We start from the raw sequence: 21,302 nt of genomic DNA on the forward strand, positions 1-21,302 counted from the left end.
AGATCCGTGATACGGACGGGGGTTCCGAGAACGGCGACGGTCCCCTAGATTTCCTCGGCGTCATCAGATCATCGGCAAAGTGGACGGGATCTCCATGTCACAAGCGACACAAGGGAAACAATCGGTCGTCACCCCGCTCAGAGTGGTGATCGCCCTCTGTCTGTTCGCCCCGTTCGTGGCCATGCTCTGGGTGAGCTCCTACGCGAAGGTCGAACCGCTCTTCGCGGGCATCCCGTTCTTCTACTGGTACCAGATGCTCTGGGTGCTGATCTCCACGGTGCTCACCATGGTCGCGTACAAGCTGTGGCAGCTGGACCAGCGCGCCCGCAAGGGAGGTGACGCGCGATGAAGGACGGCGTGAACGGCGTGGCGCTCGGCGTCTTCGTCTTCTTCTTCCTGGCCGTCACGGTCATGGGCTTCCTGGCCGCGCGCTGGCGCAAGGCCGAGAACGAGAGCCTCGACGAATGGGGCCTGGGCGGCCGGTCGTTCGGCACCTGGATCACCTGGTTCCTGCTCGGCGGCGACCTCTACACGGCGTACACCTTCGTCGCCGTCCCCGCGGCCATCTACGCGGCGGGCGCGGCCGGCTTCTTCGCCGTCCCGTACACGATCCTGGTGTACCCGCTGATCTTCACCTTCCTGCCGCGCCTCTGGTCGGTCTCGCACAAGCACGGATACGTCACCACCTCCGACTTCGTGCGCGGCCGCTTCGGCTCCAAGGGCCTGTCGCTCGCGGTCGCGGTCACCGGCATCCTCGCCACCATGCCGTACATCGCGCTCCAGCTCGTCGGCATCCAGGCCGTCCTGGACGTGATGGGCGTCGGCGGCGGCGAGAACACCAACTGGTTCGTCAAGGACCTGCCGCTGCTCATCGCCTTCGGCGTCCTCGCGGCGTACACGTACTCCTCCGGGCTGCGCGCCCCGGCGCTCATCGCCTTCGTCAAGGACACCCTGATCTACATCGTCATCGCGGTGGCGATCATCTACATCCCGATCAAGCTGGGCGGCTTCGACGAGATCTTCACCAAGGCCGGCGAGGCGTACGCGACGGTCAACCCGGCCACCGGGAAGCCGAAGGGCGCGCTCGTGCCCGGCGAGGCGGGCCAGTGGACGTACGCGACGCTCGCGCTCGGCTCGGCGCTCGCGCTCTTCATGTACCCGCACTCGATCACGGCGACGCTCTCCTCCAAGAGCCGTGAGGTCATCCGCCGCAACACCACGATCCTGCCGCTGTACTCGCTGATGCTGGGCCTGCTCGCCCTCCTCGGCTTCATGGCGATCGCCGCCGGCGTGAAGGTCACGAACGGCCAGCTCGCCATCCCGCAGCTGTTCGAGAACATGTTCCCGGACTGGTTCGCGGGCGTCGCGTTCGCCGCGATCGGCATCGGCGCGCTCGTCCCCGCCGCGATCATGTCGATCGCCGCGGCCAACCTCTTCACGAGGAACATCTACAAGGACTTCATCAAGAGGGACGCGACCCCGGAGCAGGAGACCAAGGTCTCCAAGCTGGTGTCCCTCCTGGTGAAGGTCGGCGCGCTCGTCTTCGTCCTCACCATGGACAAGACGGTCGCCATCAACTTCCAGCTGCTCGGCGGCATCTGGATCCTCCAGACCTTCCCGGCGCTCGTCGGCGGTCTGTTCACCCGCTGGTTCCACCGCTGGGCGCTGCTCGCCGGCTGGGCCGTCGGCATGGTCTACGGCACGGCCGCCGCGTACGGCGTGGCCAGCCCGACCCAGAAGCACTTCGGCGGTTCGGCCGCCGAGATCCCCGGCATCGGCGAGATCGGCTACATCGGCCTCACCGCCTTCGTGCTCAACGTCCTCGTCACGGTCGTCCTGACCTTCGTCCTCAAGGCCGTGAAGGCCCCCGAGGGCGTCGACGAGACCTCGCCGGAGGACTACACGGCGGACGCGGGCGACGCCGGAGTCCGCGACCTCCCGAAGGTCGGCGCCGGAGCGCACTGACCCGCGGACGCGTGAAAGAGGGGGCCCGGGAAATCCCGGGCCCCCTTCGCGTGCCGCGGAGGCAGACTGGAGCCCATGGATTTCACGATCAGGGCGGTACGGCCCGAGGAGCACGAGGAGCTCGGTGACCTCACCGGGCTGACCTACCTGAACGACGGGCTGCTGCTGCACGGCGAGGACGACTTCTATCTGGCCGTGCTCCGCGACACGGCCCGGCGGGCGCGCGAGAGCGAGGTGCTCGTCGCCGTCGACCCGGACGGCGGGATCATCGGCGGGGTCACCTTCGCCGAGGGCGGCACCGCCTGGGCGGACATCGCGGTCCCCGGCGAGGCCGAGTTCCGGATGCTCGTGGTCGCTCCGGCGGCCCGCGGCCGGGGCGTCGGAGAGGCCCTCGTACGCGCCTGCGTGGACCGGGCGCGATCCCTCCCCGGCTGCGCGCGGCTCGTGCTCTCCACGGCCGATCTGATGGTCTCGGCGCACCGGATCTACGAGCGGCTGGGCTTCGTCCGGACCCCCGAACGGGACTGGGAGCCGATCCCCGATCACTCGCTGCGCACGTACGCCCTGGAGTTGTAACTCCCGGACCGACACAACATGTGGGGGGTGCCGCAAGCGGCGCCCCCCACATGTATGCTCATCCTCGCTGTCGACGCAGGGAAATCCGGCGCGAATCCGGAACTGTCCCGCAACGGTGTACTTCGTGTGGTTTCGCACTTCGTACGGAGTGAGTCCGAGGACCTGCCGACAGCGTGCCCGGTCCGTCCGTTCCGGGTGCCACAGACGTCCGGGCCTCGCGGAGTGGGCCGGTGGACGCGGCGCGCCCGCGCGTACGGGTGCCCGCATGCCCGCCTCCCCCGCCCGCGGCCCCGCCGAGCGAGAGAGAGCCTCCACGTGACCATCGCGCCCGCCGATCCGGCCGCAGCGATCGAGACCGACGGACCCGGGACCGTACTCCTGCGGACCCTGACCGATCTCACCGCCGACCTCCCGGACACCGACCCCGGCAAGGTCGCCGCCGCCGCCCTCCGCGGTCGCAGCGCCACGTCGGACGAGGCGGAGCTGCGCGAGCTGGCCACCGAGGCGGCCGCCGGCCTGATCGCCGAGGACCCGGCGTACTCCCGGCTCGCGGCGCGGCTCCTCACCATCACCATCGCCGACGAGGCGGCCGGCCAGGGCGCCGTGTCCTTCTCGGCCTCCGTCGCCGTCGGCCACCGCGAGGGCCTCATCGCCGACCGCACCGCCGAGTTCGTCGCCCTGCACGCCGAGCGCCTCGACGCGACGATCGACCCGGCCGGCGACGACCGCTTCGGCTACTTCGGTCTGCGCACCCTCTACTCGCGCTACCTGCTGCGCCACCCGATCACCCGCAAGGTGGTCGAGACCCCGCAGCACTTCATGCTGCGCGTCGCCGCCGGCCTCGCCGAGGACGACAGCGTCCGCGCCCTGGACGAAGTGAGCGCGCTGTACGGCCTGATGAGCCGCCTGGACTACCTGCCGTCCTCCCCCACGCTCTTCAACTCCGGCACCCGCCACCCGCAGATGTCCTCCTGCTACCTGCTGGACTCCCCGCAGGACGAGCTGGACTCCATCTACGACCGCTACCACCAGGTCGCGCGCCTCTCGAAGCACGCGGGCGGCATCGGCCTGTCGTACTCCCGCATCCGCGCCCGCGGTTCGCTGATCCGCGGCACCAACGGCCACTCCAACGGCATCGTCCCGTTCCTGAAGACGCTCGACGCCTCCGTCGCCGCCGTGAACCAGGGCGGCCGCCGCAAGGGCGCCGCCGCGGTCTACCTGGAGACCTGGCACGCGGACATCGAGGAGTTCCTGGAGCTCCGCGACAACACGGGCGAGGACCAGCGCCGTACGCACAACCTGAACCTGGCGCACTGGATCCCGGACGAGTTCATGCGCCGGGTCAACGCCGACGCCGAGTGGTCGCTGTTCTCCCCGTCGGACGTGCCCGAGCTCGTCGACCTGTACGGCGAGGAGTTCGACGCCGCCTACCTCAAGGCCGAGGCCGCCGGCCTGGCCCGCAAGACGATGCCGGCCCGCGACCTGTACGGCCGGATGATGCGGACCCTGGCCCAGACCGGCAACGGCTGGATGACCTTCAAGGACGCCTCGAACCGCACGGCCAACCAGACGGCCGAGCCGGGCACGGTCGTCCACTCCTCGAACCTCTGCACCGAGATCATCGAGGTCACGAACGACGGCGAGACGGCCGTCTGCAACCTGGGTTCGGTCAACCTCGGCGCCTTCGTCACGGGCGGCGACATCGACTGGGAGCGCCTGGACGAGACCGTCCGCACGGCCGTCACCTTCCTCGACCGGGTCGTCGACATCAACTTCTACCCGACCGAGCAGGCCGGCCGCTCCAACGCCAAGTGGCGTCCGGTGGGCCTGGGTGCGATGGGCCTCCAGGACGTCTTCTTCCAGCTGAAGCTGCCGTTCGACTCGGCCGAGGCGCGCGCCCTGTCGACGCGCATCGCCGAGCGGATCATGCTCGCGGCGTACGAGGCGTCCGCCGACCTCGCCGAGCGCAGCGGCCCGCTCCCCGCCTGGGACAAGACCCGCACCGCGCGGGGCGTGCTGCACCCCGACCACTACGACGTGGAGCTCAACTGGCCGGAGCGCTGGGCCGCGCTGCGCGAGCGGATCGCCGCCGTCGGCATGCGCAACAGCCTCCTCCTCGCCATCGCGCCGACCGCGACGATCGCCTCGATCGCCGGCGTCTACGAGTGCATCGAGCCGCAGGTCTCCAACCTGTTCAAGCGCGAGACGCTCTCCGGCGAGTTCCTCCAGGTCAACTCGTACCTCGTCGACGAGCTGAAGAAGCTCGGCGTGTGGGACGCGCAGACCCGCGAGGCGCTGCGCGACTCCAACGGCTCGGTGGCCGGCTTCACCTGGGTCCCCGCCGAGGTGCGCGAGCTGTACCGCACGGCCTGGGAGATCCCGCAGCGCGGCCTCATCGACATGGCGGCGGCGCGGACCCCGTTCCTCGACCAGAGCCAGTCGCTGAACCTGTTCATGGAGACGCCGACGATCGGCAAGCTGTCGTCGATGTACGCGTACGCCTGGAAGCAGGGCCTGAAGACGACGTACTACCTGCGCTCCCGCCCGGCGACCCGGATCGCGCGCGCCGCCCAGGCCGCCGCCCCGATCCCCGTCCAGCAGGCGACCCCCGACGCGGACGCGATCGCCTGCTCCCTTGAGAACCCCGAGTCCTGCGAGGCCTGCCAGTAATGAGCTCCACCGAGAAGAAGAACCTCCTGGACCCGGGCTTCGAGCTCACGCTCCGCCCCATGCGCTACCCGGACTTCTACGAGCGCTACCGGGACGCCATCAAGAACACCTGGACCGTGGAGGAGGTCGACCTCCACTCGGACGTCGCCGACCTCGCCAAGCTCACCCCCGGTGAGCAGCACATGATCGGCCGTCTGGTCGCGTTCTTCGCGACGGGCGACTCGATCGTGGCGAACAACCTGGTGCTGACGCTCTACAAGCACATCAACTCCCCGGAGGCGCGGCTGTACCTGAGCCGTCAGCTCTTCGAGGAGGCGGTCCACGTCCAGTTCTACCTGACGCTCCTGGACACGTACCTGCCCGACCCGGACGACCGCGCCGCCGCGTTCGCCGCCGTCGAGAACATCCCCTCCATCCGCGAGAAGGCGCAGTTCTGCTTCAAGTGGATGGACTCGGTCGAGAAGATCGAGAAGCTGGAGACGGCCGCCGACCGCCGCCGCTTCCTGCTGAACCTGATCTGCTTCGCCGCGTGCATCGAGGGCCTGTTCTTCTACGGCGCCTTCGCGTACGTCTACTGGTTCCGCTCCCGCGGCCTGCTCCACGGCCTGGCGACCGGCACCAACTGGGTGTTCCGCGACGAGACGATGCACATGAACTTCGCCTTCGAGGTCGTGGACACCGTCCGCAAGGAGGAGCCGGAGCTCTTCGACGACGCGCTCCAGCAGCAGGTCACGGACATGCTGAAGGAGGCCGTCGAGGCGGAGCTGCAGTTCGGCCGCGACCTGTGCGGCGACGGCCTGCCGGGCATGAACACCGAGTCGATGCGCGAGTACCTCCAGTGCGTCGCCGACCAGCGCCTCCAGCGCCTCGGCTTCGCCCCGGTGTTCGGTTCGGAGAACCCCTTCTCCTTCATGGAGCTCCAGGGCGTCCAGGAGCTCACGAACTTCTTCGAGCGGCGCCCGTCCGCCTACCAGGTGGCGGTCGAGGGCTCGGTGGACCTCGACGAGGACTTCTAGCCGGTACGACGAAGGGCCCGCACTCCGAGGAGTGCGGGCCCTTCGTCATGCGCTCAGTCGTTCGGGACCGTCTCGTAGCGCGGGGTGCCCTCGGCCATCTGGCGCAGGGCGTCCTTGCGGTCGCGCTTGGAGAGCTTGTCGATGTACAGGAAGCCGTACAGGTGGTCCGTCTCGTGCTGGAGGCAGCGGGCGAAGTAGCCGGTGCCGCGCACCTTGATCGGGTTGCCCTGGGCGTCCTGGCCGTGGACCTCCGCGTAGTCGGGGCGGGCCAGCTCGGCGTAGGCCGTCGGCACGGACAGGCAGCCCTCGTTGGACTCGTCCAGGACGCGCAGCTCGGCCGGGAGCTCCTGGAGGACGGGGTTGATCACGACACCGGTGTGCCGGACGCCCTCGTCGTCCGGGCAGTCGTAGACGAAGACCTTGAGGTCCACACCGATCTGGTTCGCGGCCAGGCCCACGCCCTCGGCGGCCTTCTGGCTGGCGAACATGTCGTCGATGAGCTTCGCCAGCTCGTCGTCGAACTCGGTGACGTCCTTGCACTCGCGGTGGAGGACGGGGTTGCCGACGACCGTGATCGGGCGGGCCGTGCCGCGCTCGCGGTAGGCGAGCTCCCGCGCCTCGCAGTCCTCCGTGTCCACGACGAAGCCGTCGTTGATCGTCTGCTCGTCCGTCTCCTGCTGCGCCATGTCCGGCCGCGCCCTTCTGAAAACCCGATTCCGTCGAGGGACAGCCTACGGGCCCGGGGCCCTGGCCTCAGCAGACCTCTTCCAGATCACGCCATTCCCGGCTGTCCGGGCTGTCCGCCACCCAGCCGTCGAGGAGCCCGCGCACCAGGCCCGCCGGGGCCGCGATGCCGCACTCGCGCTCCGGGACCCAGAGCTCCCCGGGCGAGCGGTGGCCGAGCGGTCCGGGGTGCCCGGGCTCGCTGTGGTCGTGCGGGTCGGAGTGCTCGCCCTCGCCCTCGGCGCTCGGCATCGTCGACTCGGAGCAGGCGCGACAGAGCAGCCGCACGGAGGACGACCAGTCCTCGGCGGCGAACCCGGCCTCGGCGGCCAGCTGCTCCAGTGCGTCCCGGTCGGCCTCGGTGGCCGCCTCCAGGAGGACCACCCAGGTGGGGACGGGGGACGGCGCCCACAGCTCGATCTCGTCGAAGACGGGGTAGGAGGGGCCCGCGGAGGTGGTCCGCTCGCCGTTCGGCACGCCGTCGTGGAGGACGACCTCGCCCCAGCGGCGGCCGGAGGACGGCAGCGGGATGGAGAGGACCTCGATCCGGGCCGGGTCGAGCCGGCGGCCCCACACGACCTCCGCCTCGCCCTCGGGCGAGAGGCGGACGGCGGCGCTGCCCAGCTCCATGCCGGCGGGCTCGCCGGTGCCGGCGGCGGCGCCGGGGACCTTGAGGCCGTAGGCCTGCCAGGCCCGGCGGGCCAGCGGCCAGTCCTGGAGGGCGGTGGCGGCGATGCCGACGTTCCACCAGTCCGGGGCACCGGTCTCCTTGTCGAGGAGCGCGACGGCGCGCAGCCCTGCGGCCCGGGCCTGCTCCCAGTCGTGCCGGAACTTGTGCAGCAGCGCCAGGTTGAACCAGGACTCGGAGAGCCAGGGCTCCAGATCCGCCGCGCGCGTCAGAAGTGCGCCCGCGTCCTCGTACCGGCCGTCGCCGATCAGCGTGAACGCGCGGTCGGTGGCCTGCCGCCACGAGGCGGAGGGCCGATGCCGTACCTTCCCGAAGATCTTCACGATTCCCGCCTGCCGGTCGCTTCACCCTCTTGTTCGCATCCAACCATGCCCGGTCGGACGCGCGCTCATTACCCATGGGTTACCCAGGGACCGCCGAGGTCACCCCAGGGGCTCCGCCGCGTGCCAGGACCCTGGCCAGGCATTCGACGACATCCGGGTGATAGTCGCGGGCGGTGCCGAGCCTGAGCCGTTCCAGGGCCCCGAGGGCGGCGCCCGCGCCGTCGCCCGCGAGGTCGTCGTAGGCGTTCACGGCCCGGACGATCCGGGCGGCCGGCGGCTGCTCGCGGTACGGGTCGGCCTGCCGCTCCACGACGACGGCGACGGCCTCGGGGACCCCGGTCCTGCGGACGACCTCGCCGCCCAGGAGGGCGATGCGGCGCTGCTCCTCGGCCGGGAGAAGGGCGGTGGCGCCGCCCTCGACCGGGTCGACGAGGGAGAGCTGACCGATGTCGTGCATGAGCGCCGCGTGCTCCAGGACGGTCAGCTCGGTCCCGGAGAGGCCGAGCTCACGCCCGACGGCCGCGCTGAGGGCGGCGACCCGGCGGGCGTGTCCCGGCGGGGTGCAGCCGGCGATCTCGGTGGCACGGGCGAGGGAGGCGATGGTCTGCCGGTTGACGGTCCGCACGGCCGCGTACCGCCGGAAGGAGAGCTGGGTGAGCAGGAGCGGGACGGCGAGCACGGGCAGGGCCCAGAGTCCGGCGGCGGCGACGCCGAGTGCCATGACGGTGCCGGTGGCGCAGACGGCGGAGCCGATGCCGAGGAAGGCGCGGAGTTCGTCGCGCAGGAGGGGGCCGTACGGGAATCCGGTGCGGGCGCGCAGGAGGAGGGCGGCGAGCACGGCGTCGCAGAGGGCGGTCAGGACGAGCAGGAGGACCAGGAAGAGGGCGTACGCGGGGCCCTGGCCGAGGTGCCGGGTGACGGCGCCCGCGTTGTAGAGGGGCTGGAAGCAGAGGGCGGCGAAGCCGACGGTGAGGACGCGGCGGGCGAAGTGGTCGAGGCCGGGGCCCCGGCCGCGGGCGATGTGCGGGACGATCCCGGCGAGGCCCGCGGCGACGACGACGGCGACGGTCTGGAGGACGCCGTGGGTGGTGGCGTGGCCGGCGCTGGTGCCGAGCAGGGCGTACGCGAGGGCCCCGGCGGCGCCGAGCGGCGCGGGCTCGCGTTCACCGGGTGCGGCGCCCCAGCGGGCGAGCTCGCCGAGGGCGACGAGGGTGCCGAAGGCGAGGGCGTTGCCGGGTTCGTCGAGGCCGTACCAGAGGGTGGCGCCGAAGCCGGTGAGGCCGAGGAGGAGCGCGGCGCCGCGCACGGCGCCGACGGTGGGCGCCCCGGGTCTCACGCGGGCTCCCTGGCGGCCGGCGCGGGCAGGGGCTCGCGCGGCGGCGGGACCTGCTCGGACTGCGGTTCCGGCTGTGGGGTGGTCTCGTCGGCGGTGACGGCGGGCTGCCAGCCGTGCCGGTCGAGGGCCTGGACGAGGGCGGTGACCATCCGGGGGTCGAACTGGGTGCCGGCGCAGCGCTCCAGTTCGGCGAGGGCGGTGGGCACGGGGCGGGCACGGCTGTAGGAGCGGGTGGAGGTCATGGCGTCGAAGGCGTCGGCGACGGCGACGACCCGGGCGAACTCGGGGATCTGCTCGCCGTGGAGCCCGTACGGGTAGCCGCTGCCGTCCATGCGTTCGTGGTGGTGCAGGATCGCGGCCCGCGCCTCGCCGAGGAAGCCGATGCCGCGGACCATCTCGTGGCCGTACTCGGGGTGCAGTTCGATGACCCGGCGTTCCTCGGAGGTGAGGGGCCCGTCCTTGGTGAGCACCCGGGTGGGGACGCCGAGCTTGCCGACGTCGTGGAGGATGCCGGCGAAGCGGACGACGTCGAGGCGGTCGTCGGCCATGCCGAGCTCACGGGCGATCAGGACGGAGGCGTGGCCGACGCGTTCGCTGTGGCCGCGGGTGTAGGTGTCCTTGATGTCGACGGCCTGGACGAGGGCGCGGATGGTGGCCTGGTGGGCGGCGCGCTCGCGGTGGTACTGGGCGAAGACCCAGCAGGAGATGTACATGGGGAGGAGCACGAAGAGCGCCGCGACGGGGCCGTACGTGCTGCGCCAGAGGACGGCCATCATGAGTCCGGCGAGGCCGTGGACGGTGTGCGGGGCGAGGGCCCGGCCGAGGAGGCCGCGCCAGGCGGCCCGCGGGGGGAGTCCCCCGGCCGTCGCCCGGATGCCGCCGTCGAGCGCGGTGAGGACCAGGCAGAAGGCGAGGGCGGCGGCGCCGGCGGGCAGCAGTGCGTACGGCAGGTCGGGGGCGTCCGGGCCGCGGCCGAGGGCGGTGGGGCCGCCGAGGGTCTCGGCGGTCAGGGCGGCGGCCCAGACGGCGAGGGCCGTGGCGGCGGCCCGCCAGGCGCGGCGGGGTGCGGCGGGGGGTTCCTCGACACGGGCGAGGAGGCTGCCGGGGATCGCGGTGAGCGCGGCGGCGGCGGGCGGCAGGAGCAGCGCGGAGGCGAGGAGCACGGGGAAGAAGGAGCCGGTGCCCATGGGGACGGAGCCGCCGAGCGCGCGGCCGATGAGCCGGCAGCGGGCGGGCAGCTCGCAGAGCGCGTACAGGGCGGCGAGGAGTGCGACCGTGCCCCAGGGGACGGCGGCGCCGGGGCGCAGCGCGGGCAGGACGCAGGTCCCGGCGCCGAGCAGGGCGCAGCCGATGTACACACGGGCCGTTCGCGGAATGACCTTCACGCCCATCACGCCTGTCACGCTAGCGAGTTGGGCGGCCGACGACGGCGCGGTCGGAGTGATTCGCACCATCGGGTGATACAAGCTGATATATGCGCGGGGCCGCCGCGAGCGTGTCGCGGCGGCCTTCCGCTCCCCTGCCGGTGCGGGGGGGGTGCTACTCCTGCGGGGCCGGTGTCGTCGGGGCGTTCACCGTGATGTCCTGCTCGGGGACCAGGTGTCCGCCGCGGATCAGGTCGATCCGGCCCATGACCTTGGCGCGCAGGTCGGTGGGGACGTCGTCACTGCCGCAGCAGCGCTTGACGAGCTTCTTCACCGCCTGTTCGAGGCCGTACTTCTCCAGGCACGGGGAGCACTCCTCGAAGTGCACCTCGAACTTGGTGCAGTCGCTGTCGGGCATCTCGTGGTCGAGGAACTCGTAGAGATGATCCAGGACCTCTGAGCAATCCGTCTCGTGCGGCTCTCCGCAGCTCATGAGCCCGAGCCTTTCAGATCGTTCGACGACTCTCCGGCGCCCGCGGGTACCAGCCCGCGGTCGCGAGCGTAGTCCTCGAGCATGCCGCGCAGCTGGCGGCGGCCCCGGTGCAGTCGGGACATCACCGTACCGATGGGTGTCCCCATGATGTCCGCGATCTCCTTGTACGCAAAGCCCTCGACATCGGCGAGATAGACGGCGATGCGGAACTCCTCGGGAATCGCCTGGAGCGCTTCCTTCACGTCGGAGTCGGGAAGGTGGTCGAGCGCCTGCGACTCGGCGGACCGCAGACCGGTCGACATGTGCGACTCGGCGCGTGCGAGCTGCCAGTCCTCGATCTCCTCGGCGGCGCTGCGCTGGGGCTCACGCTGCTTCTTGCGGTACGAGTTGATGAAGGTGTTCGTGAGGATGCGGTACAGCCAGGCCTTGAGGTTCGTACCCTCGCGGAACTGGTGGAAGGATCCGTACGCCTTGGCGTAGGTCTCCTGCACCAGGTCCTCCGCGTCCGCGGGGTTGCGCGTCATGCGCAGCGCGGCCGAGTACATCTGGTCGAGGTAGCCCAGGGCGTCCCGTTCGAAGCGCGCGTTGCGCTCCTCGGTCGTCTCCTCGGGGCCGTCGTCGGTCCCTGTGTCGGTCCCAGTGACCGGACCCACCTCCTCCAGCGCGGCGGCGAGCCCGAGGGCGGACCCGCTCGTTTCGGAGGATAGACGAGGAACCGCTCCGCCCGCCGCCCGAATCGGGGCGGTCCTGGGTGCGGGCAGCACTGTCCAGTCGAGGTCAGCGGCCTGCGCACGCTCTGGGCAGATGGTCGAACCCATGCGACGGACTCCCTCTTCCTTGCTCTCACACCGACGCTCTCCACAACAGTGGTCACCGGCGTCGCATTCCCGGTGCACACGGTGAAGTCAGCGGAGGCCGGTGATCCACTTCGTGACGCCGTCGACGAGGGCGGCGAGCGCCTCGTCCTGGGTCAGCGGCGCGCGCTGGGGGATCGCGAAGCCGTGGTCCCCGTACGGGATCTCCACGAGCTCGTACGGCCCTTCCGGGTACTCCCCGGGCCGCCCGAAGGTGTCGTTGCCGCCCTGGACGACGAGCGTGGGCAGTCCGGTGCCGAGCAGCTCCTCGGCGCGGGACCGCTCGGGCTTGCCCGGCGGGTGGAGCGGGAAGCTCAGGGCGAGGACGGCGAGCGCGCCGAGCTCACGGCCGGTCCGGCAGACGACCCGGGCGCCGGCGCTGCGGCCGCCGGCGATCACCGGGAGGCCGGGCCCGGCGAGGGCCGGCCAGAGGCCGCGCCAGCCGGTGTCGAGGGTCTTCGGCGCGGGCGCGACCTTCTTGCCGGCGACCCGCCAGGGCTGCTCGACGAGGGCGACGGTCACGCCGTGCGCGGGCAGTGCGGCGGCGAGGGCCTGGAGGTCGCGGGCCTCGACGCCGCCGCCGGCGCCGTGGCCGAGGGCGAGGACGGCCCAGGGCTTCGTCCCGGCGTACCAGGTGATGCGCGCCTCACCGGCGCCGGTGGAGACGGTCTCGTACTGTGTCACGTCCCCATCCTGCCGTCCGTCGCTCCCGGAACGTCAGAAGAGCGTGCCGACCTCCGGTCCCGACAGCTCCTCCAGGAGCTCGGGGCCGTTGTTGCGGACGTTGCTGACGGCGGTCGCGACCGGGTAGGCCCGCATCAGGCCGCCGGGCGGCGGGGCGAGCAGCCCGCGCAGCTCCTCGGGGTCGGTGCGCGCCGGGTCGAGCCAGGCGTCCCAGCGGTCCTCGGTCAGCATGAGCGGCATCCGGGGGTGGATGTCGGCGAGCGAGCGCGGGCCCTCGGCCGGGGCGACGCCCAGCGGGCCGGTCTCGGCCTCGGTGGTGATCACCGAGCAGGTCGCCCACCACGCGGAGGGGTGCTCGGGGGGCAGCGTCGCGTCCCGCCAGAACTCGTAGAGCCCGGCCATCGCGAAGACGGAGCCGTCCGCCGGGGTCACGAAGTACGGCTGCTTCCGGGGACGCTTCTTCTTCCCCTCGACCTCCAGGTCGCGCTCGGCGGCCCCGGTCACCCACTCGTAGTAACCGTCGGCGGGCAGGATGCAGCGGCGCGACCGGAAGGCGCGCCGGAAGGAGGGCTTCTCGTCCACGGTCTCCGCGCGCGCGTTGATCATCCGCGCGGCGCCCTCCGGCGACTTCGCCCAGGACGGCACGAGCCCCCACTTCAGGGCGCGCAGCTGGCGAACCGGACGTGGGGATCCGGCGTCTTTCAGAGGACGCTCCAGTACGGCCCAGACCTCCTTGGTGGGGGCCACGTTCCAGTCGGGGGCCAGGGTCTCCTCGGGCTCCCACTTCTCGATCCCGAAGACGTCGACGAGGTCTTCGGGCCGCCGACTCGATGCATACCGTCCGCACATACGTGCCACACTGCCACGTTTCCCGCACCCGACCGAGGAGCCGTCCGCGAAATGACCGAGATCCTCGGCACCCAGCCCGCTCCCGACGCGTGGATCGTCTACGTCACGGCCGTCGGCGCGCTGGCACTGGTCGCCCTCCGCCGCCTCTGGCTCCCCGCCCGCAACGCGATCACCATCGCCCACGAGGGCGGCCACGGCCTGATCGCCCTCGCCACCGGCCGCCGCCTGGAGGCCATCCGGCTGCACTCGGACACCAGCGGGCTCACCGTCTCCCGGGGCCGCGCGACCGGCGTCGGCGTGGTCCTCACCCTCGCCGCCGGCTATCCGGCGGCCCCGCTGCTCGGGCTGGGCGGCGCCGCGCTGCTCGGCATCGGCCACGTCACCCTGCTGCTGTGGATCGCGACCGCGCTGCTGCTCGCGATGCTGGTGATGGTCCGCAACGCGTACGGGGTCCTCACCGTCGTCCTGACGGGCGCCGCCTTCGTCCTCGTCGCGCGGCTGACCGGCCCGGACGTCCAGTCGGCGTTCGCGTACGCGGTGGTGTGGTTCCTGCTCCTCGGCGGCGTCCGCCCGGCGTTCGAGCTCCAGGCGAAGCGGCGCCACGGCGGCGCCCCCGACTCGGACGCCGACCAGCTGTCGCGGCTCACCCAGGTGCCCGCGGGAGTGTGGCTGTTCTTCTTCCACGCGGTCTCGATATCCGCCCTGATCGGCGGCGGGCGCTGGCTCCTGGGCATCTGACTCCCCCGTACAGTGATTCCATGACCGCAGCAGCTTCCGCGCACACCGACCCGCCCACCGACCTCTGGCCCGCCCCGTATGCCCGCGGTGCCGTCGACGCGACCGTCACCGTGCCCGGATCGAAGTCGGTCACCAATCGCGCCCTGGTCCTCGCCGCGCTCGCCGCCGAGCCGGGCTGGCTGCGCCGCCCACTGCGCTCCCGCGACACCCTCCTGATGGCCGAGGCGCTCCGCACCCTCGGCGTGAAGATCGAGGAAGGCGTGGGTCCCGACGGCTCCGGCGAGGCCTGGCGGATCATCCCCTCCCCGCTGCGCGGCCCCGCGACCGTCGACGTCGGCAACGCCGGCACGGTCATGCGCTTCCTGCCCCCGGTCGCGGCCCTCGCCGACGGCCCGGTGCGCTTCGACGGCGACCCCCGCTCCCACGAACGCCCGCTGCACGGCGTGATCGACGCGCTGCGCGCGCTCGGCGCCCGGATCGACGACGACGGCCGGGGCGCGCTCCCGCTGACCGTGCACGGCGCCGGGGGCCTGGACGGCGGCACGGTCGAGATCGACGCCTCCTCGTCCTCCCAGTTCGTCAGCGCCCTGCTGCTCACCGCGCCCCGCTTCAACCAGGGCGTGGAGGTACGGCACGTGGGCAGCCGGCTCCCCTCGCTCCCCCACATCCGGATGACCGTCGACATGCTGCGCGCGGTCGGCGCCCGGGTCGACGAGCCGGAGCACGGCGGCGAGCCGGACGTCTGGCGGGTGGCGCCCTCCGCGCTGCGCGGCCGGGACCTCGTCGTCGAGCCCGACCTGTCCAACGCCCAGCCGTTCCTGGCGGCGGCCCTGGTGACCGGCGGCCGGGTGACGATCCCCGACTGGCCGACGCGGACCACCCAGCCGGGCGACGAGCTGCGCCGGATCTTCACCGAGATGGGTGGTTCCTGCGAGCTCACCGACGCGGGTCTGACCTTCACCGGCACGGGCCGGATCCACGGCATCGACGTGGACCTCGGCGAGGTCGGCGAGCTGACCCCCGGCATCGCGGCGGTCGCGGCCCTCGCCGACTCCCCCTCGACCCTGCGCGGGGTCGCCCATCTGCGGCTGCACGAGACGGACCGGCTCGCGGCGCTCACCAAGGAGATCAACGAACTGGGCGGCGACGTGACCGAGACCGAGGACGGCCTCCACATCCGCCCGCGTCCGCTGCACGGCGGCGTCTTCCACACGTACCACGACCACCGCATGGCGACGGCGGGCGCGATCATCGGCCTCGCCGTCGCGGGCGTGGAGATCGAGGACGTGGCGACGACGGCGAAGACCTTGCCGGACTTCCCGACGATGTGGACCGAAATGCTCGGGGTCTGAACCATGCGGCGCTACGGCAAGCACACCGACGAGGACGACATCCGCCAGCGGCCCAACCGCAAGGGCACCCGTCCCCGCACCAGCATCCGTCCGAAGCACGAGGACGCCGTCGAGGGCATGGTCCTCACCGTCGACCGCGGCCGGCTGACCTGCCTGGTCGACGACCGGGCCGTGACCGCGATGAAGGCGCGCGAGCTGGGCCGCAAGGCCGCCGTCGTCGGCGACCGGGTCTCCCTGGTCGGCGACCTGTCGGGCGAGAAGGACACGCTGGCCCGGATCGTGCGGATCGGCGAGCGGAGCTCGGTGCTCCGGCGCACGGCCGACGACGACGACCCGTACGAGCGCGTGGTCGTCGCCAACGCCGACCAGCTGGCGATCGTCACCGCGCTCGCCGACCCGGAGCCGCGCCCCCGGCTGATCGACCGCTGTCTGGTGGCCGCGTACGACGGCGGGCTTTCCCCGCTGCTCGTCCTGACCAAGTCGGACCTGGCCCCGCCGGACGCCCTTCTGGAGATGTACGGCGCGCTGGGCGTTCCCCATGTGGTGACCACCCGTGACGAGTTCGTCGACGGGGTCGCCGCCGAGCGGGTGCACGAGCACCTCAAGGGCCGCACCACCGCGTTCGTCGGCCATTCCGGCGTCGGCAAGACGACCCTGGTGAACGCCCTGGTCCCGGCGGACCGGCGGCGCACCACGGGTGTGGTCAACGCGGTCACGGGCCGGGGCCGGCACACCACGACCTCGGCGCTCGCGCTGCCGCTGAACGACAAGGAGGGCGGCTGGGTCATCGACACCCCGGGCGTGCGCTCCTTCGGCCTCCACCACGTCGACCCGTCCCGGGTGATCCTCGCCTTCCCCGATCTCGTGCCGGGCACCGAGAACTGCCCGCGCGCCTGCAGCCACGACGAGCCGGACTGCGCGCTGGACGCGTTCGTGGCGGAGGGGCACGCCGATCCGGCGCGGCTGTTCTCGCTGCGGCGGCTGCTCGCGACCCGGGAGCGACGCGAGGGCGACTGAGCCGTCGGCGTTTACGCCCGCTCACTGCCGGTAAATGCATAATCGCACCAAGTGCGACGAAGCAGTCACCGACGGCGTGGGAGGCACTGACGATGGCGTGGCTGCTGGTGGTGATCGCCGGGATCCTGGAGACGGGATTCGCGGTCTGCCTGAAGCTCTCGCACGGTTTCACCCGGCTGTGGCCGACGATCGCCTTCGCCGCCTTCGCCCTCGGCAGCTTCGGCCTCCTCACCCTGGCGCTCCGGAAGCTCGACGTGGGTCCGGCGTACGCGGTGTGGACGGGGATCGGCGCGGCCGGGACGGCGATCTACGGGATGGTCTTCCTCGGCGACGTGGTCTCCACGCTCAAGATCGTCTCGATCACCCTGGTCATCGTGGGGGTCATCGGACTCCAGCTCTCCGGCTCGGCGCACTGAGGCCCCACCGGCAGGGCCGGTGCGACGACGTGGCTGAGGGCGATCCGTACGGCGAGCTCGCAGCCCGCCGCCCACCGCTCCCCCGCGCAGGCCGCGGTCTCCGCCACGAGCTCGCCGGGCGCGGGCGGCCCGGCGTCGGCGCGCCGCTGGGCGGGGACGGGGGCGAGCCGGGCGCCGGGGCGGGCCGGCCGGGGCTGCGGCAGCCGCTCGTTCCAGGCGCCGGTGAGCAGGGCCCGCAGTATCGGGCGGACGGCGGCGCGGGCGACGATCCACTCGGCGACCCGGACGAGGTTCCGCTCGGGCGGGGCGGGCGCGGCGAGCAGGCGCCGGACACCGTGGAGATAGGCGTCGGCCTCCCGTCGCACGAGGGCGCGGGCCAGCCCGTCCTTGCTGCCGAACTCGTTGTAGAGCGTCTGCCGGGAGACCCGGGCGGCGGCGGCGAGGTCGGACATCCGCACGGCGGACCAGGGGTGGTGCGCGAGCGCGGCGAGCGCGGCGTCGAGCAGGGCCTCGCGGGCGTTCGCCATCCTCACCTCCGGGAAGGGAACGGTTCTCCGCTCAGCGTCGGCAGGCGCCCGGGCGCTGTCAAGGCTCCCGTGGACGCTTTCTCCGTGCCTTCGCGCGTCGGGGATAGAGTGCCGACCATGGCCGATTACCACGATGATCTGCGTCTCGCCCACGTCCTCGCGGATGCCGCCGACGCGGCCACCATGGACCGATTCCAGGCGCTCGACCTGAAGGTCGAGACGAAGCCGGACATGACTCCGGTGAGCGAGGCCGACAAGGCGGCGGAGGAGCTGATCCGCGGACAGCTCCAGCGCGCCAGGCCGCGCGACGCGATCCTCGGCGAGGAGTACGGCGTGGAGGGCTCGGGCCCGCGCCGCTGGGTGATCGACCCGATCGACGGCACGAAGAACTACGTGCGCGGGGTGCCGGTCTGGGCGACCCTGATCGCGCTGATGGAGGCCGGGGAGACCGGGTTCCAGCCGGTGGTGGGCGTGGTGTCCGCCCCCGCCCTCGGCCGACGCTGGTGGGCGGCGAAGGGGCTCGGCGCGTACACGGGCCGCAGCCTGGCCTCGGCGACCCGCCTCGGCGTCTCGAAGGTCGCGTCCCTGTCGGACGCCTCCTTCGCGTACTCCTCGATCAGCGGCTGGGAGGAGCGGGGCCGCCTCGACGGCTTCCTCGACCTCACGCGCGCGTGCTGGCGGACCCGGGCGTACGGCGACTTCTGGCCGTACATGATGGTCGCGGAGGGTTCCGTGGACATCTGCGCGGAGCCGGAGCTGTCGCTGTGGGACATGGCCGCGGTCGCGATCGTGGTCCAGGAGGCCGGCGGCACGTACACGGGTCTGGACGGGCGGCACGGCCCGCACAGCGGGAACGCGGCGGCGTCGAACGGCCTGCTCCACGGCGAGCTGCTGAGCTACCTGAACCAGGAGAACGCGCGCCCCTGACGCTCCCCGAGGGCGCGTCGCGCGCCCCCTTGTCGGTCTCCTCCCCCGGTGCAACTCTGAGAGTCCCCCCGCTTGTGAGCTTGTGAATTCTTTCTCGAAGAGGAATTCACCAAGGAGGTGGCTCCGTCCATGCTCGTCCGTGACGCCATGAGCACCGTGGTCCTCACCATCGGCCCCGCCCACACCCTCCGACAGGCCGCCCGACTGATGGCCGCGCGCCGCGTCGGCGCCTGCGTCGTCCTCGACGGCGACGCCGGCGGACTCGGCATCCTCACCGAGCGCGACATCCTCAACTCGATCGCCCGCGACCAGGATCCCGACCACGAGACCGCCGACGCCCACACCACCCGTGACGTCGTCTTCGCCGCGCCCACCTGGACCCTGGCGGAGGCGGCCGAGGCCATGACCCACGGCGGCTTCCGCCACCTCGTCGTCCTCGACGACCGGGGACCGGTCGGCATGGTCTCCGTACGCGACATCATCCGCTGCTGGGTCCCGGTGCACAGCGTCGCGGGATGATGCGAGGGCGGGCCGGACCTCCCGTACGGAAGTCCGGCCCGCCCTCTCCTTACGGCAAGCGCCCTCAGCCGCGCAGGGCCTGGACCGCGGCCTCCAGCCGCTTGCCGAAGTCTCCGTCCGCCCGGCGGAAGTTGTCGATCGCCCGCTCGGCGATGTCCTCGCGCGAGACCTTGGCGATGAAGCCGGCCAGGTTCGCGACGAGGCGGCGCTTCTCGTCGTCGGACATCAGGCGGTAGAGGTTGCCCGCCTGCACGAAGTCGTCGTCCTCGGCGTGCGAGGGAGCGGCGTGCTCGCCGGTCACGCCGGTGACGGCGGAGCCGGCCCAGAGCGGCCGGTCCGTCTGGCGCGGGCCGCCGAAGCTGTTCGGCTCGTAGTTCTTCGCGCCCCCGTGGCGGCCGTCGTAGAGGAAGCCGTCACGGGAGTGGGTGCGCGCCTCGGTGGCGTGCGGGCGGTTCACCGGCAGGTGGTCGGCGTTGATGCCGACGCGGTAGCGGTGGGCGTCCCCGTACGCGAAGAGGCGGCCCTGGAGCATCTTGTCCGGGGAGGGTCCGATGCCCGGCACGAAGTGCGCGGGGCTGAAGACCGACTGCTCGACCTCGGCGAAGATGTTCTCCGGGTTGCGGTTGAGCTCCAGCTTGCCGATCTCGATCGGCGGGTAGTCCTCGTGCGGCCACACCTTGGTGAGGTCGAACGGGTTGAAGCGGTAGGTCGCCGCGTCGGCCGCGGGCATGATCTGGACCTGCACGGTCCAGCTCGGGTAGTCGCCGCGCTCGATGGCCTCGCGCAGGTCGCGCTGGTGCGAGTCCGGGTCCTCGCCCGCGAGGCGGTTGGCCTCGTCCTGGGTGAGGTTCTTGATGCCCTGGTCGGTCTTGAAGTGGTACTTGACCCAGAAGACCTCGCCGGCCTCGTTGTTCCACTGGAACGTGTGCGAGCCGTAGCCGTTCATGTGGCGGTACGAGGCGGGGATGCCGCGGTCGCCGAAGAGCCAGGTCACCTGGTGGGTCGACTCCGGGGAGAGGCCCCAGAAGTCCCAGACGTTGTCCGCCTCCTGCGAGCCGGTGTACGGGTCGCGCTTCTGGGTGTGGATGAAGTCGGGGAACTTGATGGCGTCCTTGATGAAGAACACCGGCGTGTTGTTGCCGACGAGGTCGTAGTTGCCCTCCTCGGTGTAGAACTTCAGCGCCCAGCCGCGGGGGTCGCGCACGGCGTCCGCCGCGCCGAGGTTGCCCGCGACGGTGGAGAAGCGCAGGAAGGTCTCGGTCTCCTTGCCGACCGCGGAGAGGAACTTCGCCCGCGTCCACCGGGTGACGTCCCGGGTCACCGTGAAGGTGCCGTAGGCGCCCGCACCGCGCGCGTGGACCACGCGCTCCGGGATGCGCTCGCGGTTGAAGTGGGCGAGCTTCTCCAGGAGGAGCTGGTCCTGGACGAGGACCGGCCCGCCGACGCCCGCGGTCTCGCTGTTCTGGTTGTCGGCGACCGGAGCCCCGGCCTCCGTGGTGAGCGGTCCCTGCGTCACGTGCGCCTCCTGCGTCATGGACTGCCTGTGCCGTCCTTCATCCTGTCCTGGACCAGACCCTACAATAGACATTGTCCAAGTCAAGTAAGCATCCAAAATCACACCCGTTCGGGGCTCCCTGCCCCGGCTGTTAGGCTGGCCCTCATGAGCGACCTGTTGGAACGACTGCGCGGACGCGGCTGGCGAATGACCGCGCAGCGGCGCGTCGTGGCCGAGGTCCTCGACGGGGACCATGTACACCTGACCGCCGACGAGGTCCACGCGCGCGCCGTGACGAGGCTGCCCGAGATCTCCCGCGCGACCGTGTACAACACGCTGGGCGAGATGGTCACCCTCGGCGAGGTCATCGAGGTCGCGACCGACGGACGCGCCAAGCGGTACGACCCGAACGCCCACCGGCCCCACCAGCACCTGGTCTGCGGCCGCTGCGGCGCGATCCGCGACGTGCACCCGGTCGGCGACCCGCTGGCGGACCTCCCGGACACCGAGCGCTTCGGCTTCGTGATCTCGAACGTCGAGGTCACCTACCGGGGCCTCTGCCCGAGCTGCGCCACGACGGCCTGACCGCCTCCGGAGAAGCCCCCGCCGAGGCGAGGGCTTTTTCGCGCTCCGTGCTCGCGTACGACGAAGGCCCGGATCCAGTGACTGGATCCGGGCCTTCGTTGCTACTGAGTAGCGGGGACAGGATTTGAACCTGCGACCTCTGGGTTATGAGCCCAGCGAGCTACCGAGCTGCTCCACCCCGCGTC

At 71.8% G+C, this 21,302-nt stretch carries 22 protein-coding genes, 1 tRNA gene and 1 riboswitch; of the genes, 12 read left to right on the plus strand and 11 right to left on the minus strand.

The window, feature by feature from the left end:
- Nucleotides 1–94 precede the first annotated feature (94 nt).
- From ACFYX3_RS00820 to ACFYX3_RS00840, 5 genes are all read left to right on the plus strand, one after another.
- Nucleotides 95–349 (plus strand): DUF3311 domain-containing protein, encoded by a 255-nt coding sequence (locus ACFYX3_RS00820; RefSeq protein WP_352028174.1) that lies wholly within the window; start codon nucleotides 95–97, stop codon nucleotides 347–349.
- Nucleotides 346–1,965 carry a monocarboxylate uptake permease MctP gene (gene mctP, locus ACFYX3_RS00825; protein ID WP_389006829.1) on the plus strand — a complete coding sequence of 540 codons (1,620 nt, stop codon included), beginning with the start codon at nucleotides 346–348 and terminating at the stop codon, nucleotides 1,963–1,965. The genes ACFYX3_RS00820 and mctP overlap by 4 nt, the downstream gene beginning before the upstream one ends.
- A 75-nt stretch (nucleotides 1,966–2,040) precedes the next feature.
- Nucleotides 2,041–2,541: a GNAT family N-acetyltransferase gene (locus ACFYX3_RS00830; RefSeq protein WP_389006832.1), complete on the plus strand. Its 501-nt coding sequence runs from the start codon at nucleotides 2,041–2,043 to the stop codon at nucleotides 2,539–2,541.
- Nucleotides 2,542–2,549: 8 nt separating this feature from the next.
- A riboswitch (cobalamin riboswitch) is annotated at nucleotides 2,550–2,726 on the plus strand.
- A gap of 130 nt (nucleotides 2,727–2,856) precedes the next feature.
- Nucleotides 2,857–5,211 (plus strand): ribonucleoside-diphosphate reductase subunit alpha, encoded by a 2,355-nt coding sequence (locus tag ACFYX3_RS00835; protein ID WP_389006835.1) that lies wholly within the window; start codon nucleotides 2,857–2,859, stop codon nucleotides 5,209–5,211.
- The gene (locus tag ACFYX3_RS00840) at nucleotides 5,211–6,227 is read left to right on the plus strand and encodes a ribonucleotide-diphosphate reductase subunit beta (protein ID WP_116158934.1); all 1,017 of its coding nucleotides are present in this window, start codon (nucleotides 5,211–5,213) and stop codon (nucleotides 6,225–6,227) included. The genes ACFYX3_RS00835 and ACFYX3_RS00840 overlap by 1 nt, the downstream gene beginning before the upstream one ends.
- Nucleotides 6,228–6,280: 53 nt before the next feature.
- On the opposite strand, the gene def is transcribed toward ACFYX3_RS00840, so the two are convergent.
- The 8 genes from def to ACFYX3_RS00880 form a co-directional block, all read right to left on the minus strand.
- Nucleotides 6,281–6,913: a peptide deformylase gene (gene def, locus ACFYX3_RS00845; protein WP_116158935.1), complete on the minus strand. Its 633-nt coding sequence runs from the start codon at nucleotides 6,911–6,913 to the stop codon at nucleotides 6,281–6,283.
- A gap of 67 nt (nucleotides 6,914–6,980) precedes the next feature.
- Nucleotides 6,981–7,961, minus strand: a complete 981-nt coding sequence (locus ACFYX3_RS00850; RefSeq protein WP_376593798.1) for a tetratricopeptide repeat protein — start codon at nucleotides 7,959–7,961, stop codon at nucleotides 6,981–6,983.
- A 79-nt stretch (nucleotides 7,962–8,040) separates the two neighbouring features.
- Nucleotides 8,041–9,297: an HD domain-containing protein gene (locus ACFYX3_RS00855; RefSeq protein WP_382660874.1), complete on the minus strand. Its 1,257-nt coding sequence runs from the start codon at nucleotides 9,295–9,297 to the stop codon at nucleotides 8,041–8,043.
- Complete coding sequence (locus tag ACFYX3_RS00860; protein ID WP_389008044.1) at nucleotides 9,294–10,682, minus strand: HD-GYP domain-containing protein; 1,389 nt, start codon at nucleotides 10,680–10,682, stop codon at nucleotides 9,294–9,296. The genes ACFYX3_RS00855 and ACFYX3_RS00860 overlap by 4 nt, the downstream gene beginning before the upstream one ends.
- 154 nt (nucleotides 10,683–10,836) lie before the next feature.
- Nucleotides 10,837–11,154 (minus strand): mycothiol system anti-sigma-R factor, encoded by a 318-nt coding sequence (rsrA, locus tag ACFYX3_RS00865; protein ID WP_116158939.1) that lies wholly within the window; start codon nucleotides 11,152–11,154, stop codon nucleotides 10,837–10,839.
- Nucleotides 11,151–11,807 carry a sigma-70 family RNA polymerase sigma factor gene (locus ACFYX3_RS00870; RefSeq protein ID WP_030207302.1) on the minus strand — a complete coding sequence of 219 codons (657 nt, stop codon included), beginning with the start codon at nucleotides 11,805–11,807 and terminating at the stop codon, nucleotides 11,151–11,153. Before ACFYX3_RS00870 ends, rsrA begins: the two co-directional genes overlap by 4 nt.
- A gap of 252 nt (nucleotides 11,808–12,059) precedes the next feature.
- A complete protein-coding gene (locus ACFYX3_RS00875) occupies nucleotides 12,060–12,692 on the minus strand; it encodes an alpha/beta family hydrolase (RefSeq protein ID WP_389006843.1) in 633 nt (210 codons plus the stop codon).
- A gap of 33 nt (nucleotides 12,693–12,725) precedes the next feature.
- The gene (locus ACFYX3_RS00880) at nucleotides 12,726–13,541 is read right to left on the minus strand and encodes an SOS response-associated peptidase (RefSeq protein WP_376593802.1); all 816 of its coding nucleotides are present in this window, start codon (nucleotides 13,539–13,541) and stop codon (nucleotides 12,726–12,728) included.
- Nucleotides 13,542–13,592: 51 nt separating this feature from the next.
- Between ACFYX3_RS00880 and ACFYX3_RS00885 the strand changes: the two genes are divergently transcribed.
- The 4 genes from ACFYX3_RS00885 to ACFYX3_RS00900 all read left to right on the plus strand — a co-directional run bounded on the left by ACFYX3_RS00885 (nucleotide 13,593) and on the right by ACFYX3_RS00900 (nucleotide 17,064).
- Entirely contained in the window at nucleotides 13,593–14,279 is a 687-nt protein-coding gene (locus ACFYX3_RS00885) for a M50 family metallopeptidase (protein WP_382660870.1), read from the plus strand.
- A 20-nt stretch (nucleotides 14,280–14,299) separates the two neighbouring features.
- Nucleotides 14,300–15,631 (plus strand): 3-phosphoshikimate 1-carboxyvinyltransferase, encoded by a 1,332-nt coding sequence (gene aroA, locus ACFYX3_RS00890; protein ID WP_389006848.1) that lies wholly within the window; start codon nucleotides 14,300–14,302, stop codon nucleotides 15,629–15,631.
- A gap of 3 nt (nucleotides 15,632–15,634) precedes the next feature.
- Nucleotides 15,635–16,648, plus strand: coding sequence for a ribosome small subunit-dependent GTPase A (rsgA, locus tag ACFYX3_RS00895; RefSeq protein ID WP_376593808.1), 1,014 nt, complete (start codon nucleotides 15,635–15,637; stop codon nucleotides 16,646–16,648).
- A 92-nt stretch (nucleotides 16,649–16,740) separates the two neighbouring features.
- The gene (locus ACFYX3_RS00900) at nucleotides 16,741–17,064 is read left to right on the plus strand and encodes a multidrug efflux SMR transporter (RefSeq protein ID WP_116158946.1); all 324 of its coding nucleotides are present in this window, start codon (nucleotides 16,741–16,743) and stop codon (nucleotides 17,062–17,064) included.
- Here ACFYX3_RS00900 and ACFYX3_RS00905 read toward each other — a convergent pair.
- Nucleotides 16,956–17,591 carry a TetR/AcrR family transcriptional regulator gene (locus ACFYX3_RS00905; RefSeq protein WP_389006853.1) on the minus strand — a complete coding sequence of 212 codons (636 nt, stop codon included), beginning with the start codon at nucleotides 17,589–17,591 and terminating at the stop codon, nucleotides 16,956–16,958. The genes ACFYX3_RS00900 and ACFYX3_RS00905 overlap by 109 nt on opposite strands.
- A gap of 117 nt (nucleotides 17,592–17,708) precedes the next feature.
- Between ACFYX3_RS00905 and hisN the strand changes: the two genes are divergently transcribed.
- Both hisN and ACFYX3_RS00915 read left to right on the plus strand, forming a co-directional pair.
- Nucleotides 17,709–18,518, plus strand: coding sequence for a histidinol-phosphatase (gene hisN, locus ACFYX3_RS00910; protein WP_116158948.1), 810 nt, complete (start codon nucleotides 17,709–17,711; stop codon nucleotides 18,516–18,518).
- Between the two features lie 129 nt (nucleotides 18,519–18,647).
- On the plus strand, nucleotides 18,648–19,037 hold the full coding sequence (locus tag ACFYX3_RS00915; RefSeq protein ID WP_116158949.1) for a cyclic nucleotide-binding/CBS domain-containing protein: 390 nt from the start codon (nucleotides 18,648–18,650) through the stop codon (nucleotides 19,035–19,037).
- Between the two features lie 64 nt (nucleotides 19,038–19,101).
- Here the strand turns inward: ACFYX3_RS00915 and ACFYX3_RS00920 are convergent, their stop codons facing one another.
- Nucleotides 19,102–20,571 (minus strand): catalase, encoded by a 1,470-nt coding sequence (locus ACFYX3_RS00920; RefSeq protein WP_389006858.1) that lies wholly within the window; start codon nucleotides 20,569–20,571, stop codon nucleotides 19,102–19,104.
- A gap of 126 nt (nucleotides 20,572–20,697) precedes the next feature.
- Here ACFYX3_RS00920 and ACFYX3_RS00925 point away from each other — a divergent pair, with 126 nt between their 5' ends.
- Nucleotides 20,698–21,117 carry a Fur family transcriptional regulator gene (locus ACFYX3_RS00925; RefSeq protein WP_389006861.1) on the plus strand — a complete coding sequence of 140 codons (420 nt, stop codon included), beginning with the start codon at nucleotides 20,698–20,700 and terminating at the stop codon, nucleotides 21,115–21,117.
- Between the two features lie 109 nt (nucleotides 21,118–21,226).
- Here ACFYX3_RS00925 and ACFYX3_RS00930 read toward each other — a convergent pair.
- A tRNA-Met gene (locus ACFYX3_RS00930) sits at nucleotides 21,227–21,300 on the minus strand.
- Nucleotides 21,301–21,302: the final 2 nt, after the last annotated feature.

The sequence above is a fragment of the Streptomyces sp. NPDC002463 genome (assembly GCF_042889835.1).
Taxonomy (GTDB): domain Bacteria; phylum Actinomycetota; class Actinomycetes; order Streptomycetales; family Streptomycetaceae; genus Streptomyces; species Streptomyces nymphaeiformis.